The organism is Photobacterium sagamiensis, assembly GCF_050337085.1.
Classification (GTDB): Bacteria; Pseudomonadota; Gammaproteobacteria; order Enterobacterales; family Vibrionaceae; genus Photobacterium; species Photobacterium sagamiensis.
This window is the reverse complement of the sequence record NZ_JAKJSP010000120.1, coordinates 1-985: the sequence shown is the minus strand read 5'-3', so window position 1 is coordinate 985 and position 985 is coordinate 1. Positions and strand designations below refer to the sequence as shown.

The 985-nt window shown below is 46.4% G+C and carries 3 tRNA genes and 2 rRNA genes; all 5 read left to right on the top strand.

The features are described 5' to 3' along the window. Positions 1–139: ribosomal RNA gene (locus L4D76_RS28660) — 16S ribosomal RNA — on the top strand; the annotation flags it as partial. A 98-nt stretch (positions 140–237) separates the two neighbouring features. Then, positions 238–313, top strand: a tRNA-Glu gene (locus L4D76_RS28655). Between the two features lie 18 nt (positions 314–331). After that, positions 332–407, top strand: a tRNA-Lys gene (locus L4D76_RS28650). A gap of 31 nt (positions 408–438) precedes the next feature. Further along, positions 439–514: transfer RNA gene (locus tag L4D76_RS28645), tRNA-Val, on the top strand. A 307-nt stretch (positions 515–821) separates the two neighbouring features. Further along, a 23S ribosomal RNA gene (locus L4D76_RS28640) occupies positions 822–985 on the top strand; the annotation flags it as partial.

Below are 985 nucleotides of genomic sequence, written 5' to 3'. Positions count from 1 at the left end.
CGTCACACCATGGGAGTGGGCTGCACCAGAAGTAGATAGCTTAACCTTCGGGAGGGCGTTTACCACGGTGTGGTTCATGACTGGGGTGAAGTCGTAACAAGGTAGCCCTAGGGGAACCTGGGGCTGGATCACCTCCTTACCTAAAGACTGTTTGTTTTATGCAGTGTCCACACAGATTGCTTGGTCGAAATGTAAAAGAGCGCTAGCGTTGCCCAACAACGTTAGCAAGAAARCTTAGTCCCGTTCGTCTAGAGGCCTAGGACACCGCCCTTTCACGGCGGTAACAGGGGTTCGACTCCCCTACGGGACGCCACTTCTTTTAAAGAAGTATGGGTCGTTAGCTCAGTTGGTAGAGCAGTTGACTTTTAATCAATTGGTCGCAGGTTCGAATCCTGCACGACCCACCATTCTTTCTCGCGAAGGAATTAAAACTATCGTGGGCGATTAGCTCAGTTGGGAGAGCACCTCCCTTACAAGGAGGGGGTCACTGGTTCGAGCCCGGTATCGCCCACCACTTTCTAAACATTTTCTGCACGGATACGCAGATTCAATAGCAACTTTTGTTATTGGGTCGTTTTCGTGTCGCTGAAAGTCTTTAGAAAGTGGATCTTTAAATAGAAACACATGCTCTTTAACAATCTGGAAAGCTGACTAGTAAATCTAATTCTTAGAATTAGGTTACAAATGTATTTTCGAAAGAAAATACGAGTTCTCAAAACAAACACATTCAAGTGTCTTGTGTAAGAGTCCGGCGAAAACAAATCCTCTCTTTTAAGAGAGAAACCTTGGTTGTTGCCATACGAAACCTCTTGGGGTTGTATGGTTAAGTGACTAAGCGTACACGGTGGATGCCTTGGCAGTCAGAGGCGATGAAGGACGTATTAACTTGCGATAAGCGTAGATTAGGCAGTAAAAGCCACTTGAGTCTGCGATTTCCGAATGGGGAAACCCACTGGCATAAGCCAGTATCGCTACGTGAATACAT